Source organism: Marivita sp. (genome assembly GCF_017643905.1).
Lineage (GTDB): Bacteria > Pseudomonadota > Alphaproteobacteria > Rhodobacterales > Rhodobacteraceae > Marivita.
Genome location: NZ_JAEPMO010000181.1, coordinates 1 through 7488, shown reverse-complemented (window position 1 = coordinate 7488; position 7488 = coordinate 1). Strand labels below are relative to the sequence as shown.

Here is a 7488-nt window from a genome sequence, read left to right as displayed (position 1 = left end):
TGACCCGCGTGGGCGATGACAACCTCTTCATGGCGGGGTGCCATGTCGCCCATGACGTGCAGATCGGCAACCGCGTGATCGTGGTCAACAGCGCGGCCCTGGCCGGGCATTGCATCCTCGAAGACGACGTGATCGTCGGCGGGCTGTCCGGCGTGCACCAGTTCGTGCGCATTGGCCGTGGCGCGATCATCGGCGCGGTGACGATGGTCACGAATGACGTGATCCCTTATGGCCTTGTGCAGGCGGATCGCGGGAGGCTGGACGGGCTGAACCTTGTGGGTCTCAAGCGCAAGGGCGTCAGCCGCGCGGACATCACGGCCCTGCGTGCGGCCTTCCAGATGCTTGCACAGGGCGAAGGCGCGTTTCAGGAGCGGGCCAAGCGACTGGGCGAAGAAACCGACAGCGCCTATGTCCATCACATTGTCGATTTCATTCTGGGAGAGACTGACCGGTCCTTCCTCACGCCGGGCTGAACGATGACACTGGCGCTGATCTGCGGGCAGGGGCGGTTGCCGCGCATCGTTGCGGACGCGCAACCGCAGCGCCCGCTGGTCTGCGTATTGCATGGATTCGAACCCGATGGTCTGACGGCCGATCTGACCTTTCATCTCGAAACGCTGGGCAGCTTGCTCGACACGCTCAAGGCGCGGGGCATCACGCAGGTCTGTCTCTGCGGCGCAATCCGTCGCCCGCCGATTGATCCCGCGCGGCTGGACGCGAAAACAGCCCCTCTCGTGCCACGACTTCAAACCGCTCTGACGTCTGGCGATGACGGTGCATTGCGGATCGTGATGGCGCTTTTTGAAGAAGCGGGGATCGCCATCTCGGCGGTGCATGAACTCGTGCCGGATCTCTTGCCCGCTGCCGGTGTCCTGACGTTCAAGACCTATCAGCCGCAGAACAGCATCGAGGCGAAGATGGGCGAACGCACCGTGGCCGCCATGGGCGCACGGGATGCGGGTCAGGCCTGCGTTGTGCGCGGTGACAGCGTACTGGCCCGCGAGGATGCGGCAGGCACGGATGCCATGCTGACCCGGCTGGCGCGGGACCGCGCCACAAGCAGCGGCGACTTCCTCAGCAACCCGATCAACGCCGCAAGCGATATGTTCGGCGGATTGCTGGGCGATGCAACCGACTGGCTCACCGGAGGCACATCGACATCCGATGGCGGCATCCTGTTCAAAGCGCCGAAACCCGGACAGGACCGCCGCGCGGATCTGCCGGTGATCGGGGCAGGGACGCCCGACGCGGTCTCGGCCGCCGGACTGTCCGGCATCGTGATCGAAGCAGGGGGCGTGATGATCCTCGACCGGGCCAAGACGGTTGCTCGCTGCGATCAGTTGGGCCTGTTCCTCTGGGTGCGGGAAAAGGGCGGCTGATGCGGGTCTTCGTCATTGCCGGAGAAGCCTCGGGCGACAAGCTGGGCGCGGCGCTGATGGCGGGCCTGCGCAAACATGCGGGCGATGTGACATTCGAAGGCATTGGCGGCGACCGCATGATCGCCGAAGGGCTGGATAGCCTGTTTCCCATGGATGAAATCTCGATCATGGGCATCACCGAGATCCTGTCGCAATACCGCCAGCTCAAGGCGCGTATCCGCCAGACGGCGGATGCGGTGTTGGCGGCCAAACCGGATGTCCTGATCACCATCGACCTGCCGGAATTCAGCCTGCGTGTGGCCAAGCTGGTCAAGGCGCGCAGCACTATCCGGACTGTCCACTACGTTGCCCCCACGGTCTGGGCGTGGCGTCCCGGACGCGCGAAAAAGATGGCGGCGCATATCGACCAGGTGCTGGCGCTTTTGCCGTTCGAGCCGCCCTACATGGAAGCAGCCGGCATGCGCTGCGACTTTGTTGGTCATCCTGTCGTGACCGATCCTGTTGCCCCACCCGAGGACGTGGTGGCCTTTAGGACTGCGCAAGGCATCGGCGACGCACCACTGGCTGTGATCCTGCCCGGATCGCGCCGCAGCGAGGTGTCGCGCCTCTTGCCGGTTTTCTCCGAAGTGGTCCATACGCTGCAAAAGCGTCACCCCGATCTGCGCTTCGTCCTGCCTGCAGCACCGAATGTGGCGGCTCTCGTGGCGGACGCCGTGGCCTCCTGGCCGGTCAAGCCGATCATTGTGAACCCGGCCGAGGATGGCATGGCGACCAAGCAAGCGGCCTTTGCTGCGGCCGACGTGGCGGTTGCTGCATCCGGTACGGTATCGCTCGAACTGGCGGCATCGGACACCCCCATGGTCATCGCCTACGATATGAACTGGATTTCACGCCAGATCATCGGGCGGATGCTGCTGGTCGACACTGTGACCTTGGTCAATCTCGTATCCGAGACGCGGGTTGTGCCCGAATTCATCGGCGCGAACTGCACGCCGGGTCCGATTGCCGACGCGGTGTCGGACCTTCTTGACGCGCCGCAACGTCAGAAGGCAGCGATGGCCCTGACGATGGAGCGGCTGGGCAAGGGGGGCATTGCCCCCGGCGAACGCGCGGCACTGGCTGTACTGGACGGCCTGAAATAGAAACGGGGGCCGGATCGCCTGATCAAACCCCCGCCAAAAACAACAAAAAAAGCGCGTTACTGCGGCTGCAACGCGGTGATTTCCTCAAAGGCTGCGGTGAAGCCAGACAGCGACATTGCGACAGTAACCCGCTGGTCCGGGGCCAGCGCCGGGACGATGGTCACATTGGCCACGTTGCCACGACGGAAGGCCGCCACGTCCTCGGCAACAAAGCCGACGCGCGCGTAGCAACCGACGGTGGTGCAGAACGAAAAGTCATAGCGCTTGGCCTGACCGGAATCGACCCGCACGTTCAGTTTCTCGGTCAGCAGCGTTTCAAGCGGAACAACAAAGGTGCCACCAGCTGCAACCTGTCCGCCTTGGGGTACGCGGAAGATGCTCACTTCGGCCACATTGCCACCGTTCTGATCTTTCAACAGTTGATACATCTGGCAGGGCTCAGGTCCTTCCGGAACGCGCAGACACTGAATCGACCAGTCGCCATGGGTAGTTTTGACATAAGTGCCGTCCTTCGCCGACGGCTCGGCCACGGGCTCACCAGTGTCCAGAACCGACAGATCGGCATTCGCCGCGGGAGCCTCGGTGCCTTCGGGCGCTGCGGTGTCCTGCGCCATGACGGCACCGGCAAAAGCGAAGCTGGCAATCGTTGTCAAAAGCAAAAGGGGTTTGGTCATAAAGTCCTCTCCGAAGCGTCGGTTATGTTTGTCCGTGCGTTATCATGCGCTGTGCGAAGTGTCAGGCCAAAACGCGAAAAGTTGACCAACCAAGCGGCGGATTCTTGCGCCTGCCGCCACAGATTGTTTCAGGCGATGGTGTTCAAGTGAAAACTGAGCAACGGCATTCAATGGCCTGAAAATAAAAGGGAAGCCGCAGTGGTGCGACTTCCCTTTCTTGCTCCCTGTCGGACCGGCCGACTATTATTGCGGTGACGCTACGAAATGAAATCCACAGCGTCAACAGGCAAAATTCAATCGTGAATTCGCAAAAAAGGCCACGCTTCGCAGCGTGGCCAGTCCAACAGGGAGGATCGCCCGGATCGCTGGGGATCAATTCGATCCGGACGAAAAACATACTGGCGGCAAAAGGTTAAGTTTGTATGTTCGGTTCCTGAACAGAGTGCTGGGGGATGTGTATGGAAAACGGTGTGTTTGTCGGCGGCGGAGGCGAGGGCTACGGCGTCAAGCAATGGTTGCGTTTGGACTATGCCAACCGGCATGGGCTTGTCGCAGGCGCGACAGGTACCGGTAAGACCGTGACGCTTCAAATCCTTGCCGAAGGATTCTCTGCTCAGGGCGTCCCGGTGTTCATGGCCGACGTGAAAGGTGATCTGTCGGGCCTTTCCAAACCCGGCAGCCCCGATTTCAAGCTGCACCAACCCTTTACAGACCGTGCGGCAACCATCGGTTTCGAGGATTTCGCCTACCGGGCTTTTCCTGTCACGTTCTGGGATCTCTTCGGCGTTCAGGGGCATCCGATCCGTACAACGGTCGCCGAAATGGGGCCGCTGCTGATCTCTCGCCTTCTCGAACTCTCCGAGGCGCAGGAGGGTATCCTGAACATCGCCTTCCGCGTGGCCGATGAAGAGGGACTGCCGCTGCTCGACCTCAAGGACCTGCAGTCCATGCTGGTCTGGCTGGGCGAGAACGCAAGCACGGTGTCGCTCCGCTATGGCAACATCGCCATCCAGTCCGTCGGTGCGATTCAGCGACGTTTGCTGGTGCTCGAAAATCAGGGTGGTGCGGATTTCTTTGGCGAACCAGCACTGGAACTGCGCGACCTGATGCGCACGGACCCGAGCGGTCAGGGGCAGATCAACATTCTTGCCGCGGACAAGTTGATGGGGTCGCCACGGCTCTACGCGACCTTCCTGCTGTGGCTTCTGTCCGAGCTTTTCGAAGAACTGCCCGAAGTGGGCGATCCCGAGAAACCCAAACTGGTCTTCTTCTTTGATGAGGCGCATCTGCTCTTCGACGATGCCCCGAAAGCGCTGGTCGACAAGGTGGAACAGGTCGCGCGCCTGATCCGGTCCAAAGGCGTCGGCGTCTATTTCATCACCCAGAATCCCGACGACATCCCCGAAGACATCCTTGGTCAGCTGGGCAACCGCGTGCAGCATGCCCTGCGCGCGTTCACCGCGCGCGATCGCAAGGCACTGCGCATGGCGGCGGAAACCTACCGCGAAAACCCGGCTTTCGACACGGAACAGGCGATCCGCGAAGTCGGAGTCGGTGAGGCGGTGACGTCGATGCTCGAACGCAAGGGCATTCCGGGCATGGTTGAACGTACCTTGATCCGTCCGCCATCCTCGCAGCTTGGCCCGATCACCCCAGCAGAGAGGGGGGGCATCATGGGCGCGAGCGATCTTGGCGATAAATACACGCAGCGCCTTGACCGCCAGTCCGCCTTCGAAATCCTCGCGCAACGCACGGCCGAGGCTGCCGCCGCCGCCGAGCAGGCGGAACAGAAGGAAGCCGAGCTTGATGCGGCAATGCGGGAATACACCGCCGGTCGGCGCTATACCGGTACCCGCGTCGGGCGCTCCACCTCGCAACCAACGCGGACCAGCCGAACCAGTCGCAAGGACGAAAGCTTTGGCGAGGCGATCGCAAATGTGGTCGTCAAGGAACTCAAGGGCACAACCGGGCGGCGGATCGTCCGGGGTATCCTTGGAGGCCTGTTCAAAGCCCGCTGAGCACTGGTCCTTCCGGGCAGGGCGGGCTAAGTCAGGGCGTCGAACAGGACGAAAGACGCATCTATGCCCGCCGATACCACAACCGACGCAGAAATGGCCGCCGATGAGCGCCGTTCCGGTCTGCGGACCATCCGCAAGGTCGGGCCATATCTTTGGCCCGATGACAAGCCGTGGGTCAAACGCCGTGTCGTGATCGCGCTTGTCAGCCTTGTGCTGGCCAAGATCGTCAACATGCTGGCACCATTGCTCTTTGGTAAAGCGGTCGATGCGCTGTCCGGGCAGGCGTCTGATCTTGTTCTGGGCGGCGTCGGGCTCACGCTGGCTTATGGCTTTGCCCGCCTGATGAACGTGGGCTTTCAGCAATTGCGCGACGGTGTTTTTGCCCGCGTCGGCCAGCGCGCCTTGCGGTCGCTGGCGCTGGAAACCTTTACCCATATCCACCGTCTGTCGATGCGCTATCACATCACGCGCAAGACGGGTGGGTTGAGCCGGATCATCGAACGCGGGGTCAAGGGCGTCGACTTCCTCCTGCGGTTCATGCTGTTCAGCGTAGGTCCGTTGATCCTTGAACTGCTGCTGATCTGCCTCGTGCTGCTTTGGCTGCTCGACATCCGCTACATGCTGGTGGTGCTGTTCACCATCGCCATTTACGTCTGGTTCACCTTCAAGGTCACCGAATGGCGTGTCCGTCTGCGCCGCGAAATGAACGCGCAAGACACGGATGCCAACCAAAAGGCCATCGACAGCCTGCTCAATTTCGAAACCGTCAAGTATTTCGGCGCCGAAGCCCGCGAGGCCGCCCGCTACGACAAATCCATGGAGGCCTACGAAGGCGCTGCCATCAAGACGGCGACCTCGCTTGCCTTCCTGAACTTTGGTCAAAGCTTCATCATCACCTCAGGGCTTGTTGCCGTCATGGTGATGGCGGCGCTTGGCGTTCAGGCGGGCACGATCACGGTTGGCGATTTCGTCATGGTCAACGCCTACATGATCCAGATCACCATGCCGCTCAACTTCCTTGGCACGGTCTACCGCGAGATCCGTCAGGCGCTTGTCGATATGGGCGAAATGTTCGACCTTCTCGAACAGCCTCAGGAGGTGTCCGACAAACCCGGCGCACCGGATGTGCAGGTGTCGAAAGGCGCCGTGCAGTTCGACAACGTGAAATTCGGATACGACCCCGCCCGGCCGATCCTGAAGGGAGTATCGCTGCACGTCCGCTCAGGCGAGAACGTGGCCTTGGTCGGCCCTTCCGGGTCCGGCAAATCCACCATCGGACGACTGTTGTTCCGCTTCTATGACGTGACGGATGGCGCGGTGCGGATCGACGGGCAGGATGTGCGCGACGTCACGCAGACCAGCCTGCATGACGCCATCGGCGTGGTGCCGCAGGACACAGTGCTCTTCAACGACACGATCCGTTACAACATCGCCTATGGCCGGGCCGGTGCCACCGAGGACGACATCATTGCCGCAGCCCGCGCCGCGCAGATCCACGACTTCATCCTGTCACTGCCCGAAGGGTACGACACGATGGTGGGCGAACGCGGATTGAAACTGTCGGGTGGCGAAAAACAACGCGTCGGCATCGCCCGCACACTGCTCAAGAACCCGCCGATCCTCATTCTGGACGAGGCGACATCCGCGCTCGATTCCGAAACCGAGGCGTCGATCCAAGGGGCATTGAAACTGGCTGGTGAAGGCCGCACGGTGATCACCATCGCGCACCGCCTGTCCACCATCGCCGATGCGGACCGGATCGTCGTTCTTGAAAACGGGCAGGTGGTCGAAGAGGGCACCCATGACAGCCTTCTGGCAAGTCAGGGTCGGTATGCGTCGCTCTGGAACCGTCAGATGCAAGAGGACGAAGCTGCCTGAGGGGGGGCGGACCGGGAAATGACCACAGCGGGGTCATAAAATGGCCCACTGAAAGAACGAGGTTTTGCGCCGTTCCCTAGCTGAGAAGCAAAGAGAAACGATGTCCAGACTGATCTTTTCACAAGTCCTTTTGCTGATCGAAGCGGTTGTGATCGTTGCGCTGTATCAGGTATCCAGCGATTTTGAATGCCGCCAGACCGATCTGTTCGTTCTGTGTCGGGGCATTCGCCTTGGCATGGTGCTGGGACTTTGTCTTGCCGCCGATTCTGTGGAAAAACAGGCGTTCGCTGGCGCAGAATATCGACGGCTGAACGTTGCGCGAGCACCTTTTCTGTCAGGCGTTTCGCGGTTGCTGCGGTGCAGGAAAGATCTTTGCCAGTTTGCGGAGGTTCTGGGC

General features: G+C 61.4%; 5 protein-coding genes and 2 pseudogenes. 6 read left to right on the top strand and 1 reads right to left on the bottom strand.

The genetic code is table 11. From position 1 onward, the window contains the following. The 3 genes and pseudogenes from JJ869_RS20580 to lpxB all read left to right on the top strand — a co-directional run. A pseudogene (locus tag JJ869_RS20580) lies at positions 1–473 on the top strand (acyl-[acyl-carrier-protein]--UDP-N-acetylglucosamine O-acyltransferase); the annotation flags it as partial. A 3-nt stretch (positions 474–476) separates the two neighbouring features. Continuing rightward, positions 477–1379: a UDP-2,3-diacylglucosamine diphosphatase LpxI gene (lpxI, locus tag JJ869_RS20575; protein ID WP_292270197.1), complete on the top strand. Its 903-nt coding sequence runs from the start codon at positions 477–479 to the stop codon at positions 1377–1379. Then, on the top strand, positions 1379–2521 hold the full coding sequence (gene lpxB / locus JJ869_RS20570; RefSeq protein ID WP_292270194.1) for a lipid-A-disaccharide synthase: 1143 nt from the start codon (positions 1379–1381) through the stop codon (positions 2519–2521). The genes lpxI and lpxB overlap by 1 nt, the downstream gene beginning before the upstream one ends. A 56-nt stretch (positions 2522–2577) precedes the next feature. Here the strand turns inward: lpxB and JJ869_RS20565 are convergent, their stop codons facing one another. Further along, positions 2578–3195, bottom strand: coding sequence for an invasion associated locus B family protein (locus tag JJ869_RS20565; RefSeq protein ID WP_292270192.1), 618 nt, complete (start codon positions 3193–3195; stop codon positions 2578–2580). A 458-nt stretch (positions 3196–3653) separates the two neighbouring features. Here JJ869_RS20565 and JJ869_RS20560 point away from each other — a divergent pair, with 458 nt between their 5' ends. The 3 genes and pseudogenes from JJ869_RS20560 to JJ869_RS20550 all read left to right on the top strand — a co-directional run. Beyond that, complete coding sequence (locus JJ869_RS20560) at positions 3654–5213, top strand: helicase HerA-like domain-containing protein (protein WP_292270190.1); 1560 nt, start codon at positions 3654–3656, stop codon at positions 5211–5213. Between the two features lie 63 nt (positions 5214–5276). Then, positions 5277–7091 carry an ABC transporter ATP-binding protein/permease gene (locus tag JJ869_RS20555; protein WP_292270188.1) on the top strand — a complete coding sequence of 605 codons (1815 nt, stop codon included), beginning with the start codon at positions 5277–5279 and terminating at the stop codon, positions 7089–7091. Positions 7092–7155: 64 nt separating this feature from the next. Continuing rightward, positions 7156–7488 (top strand): annotated as a pseudogene (locus JJ869_RS20550) (hypothetical protein); the annotation flags it as partial.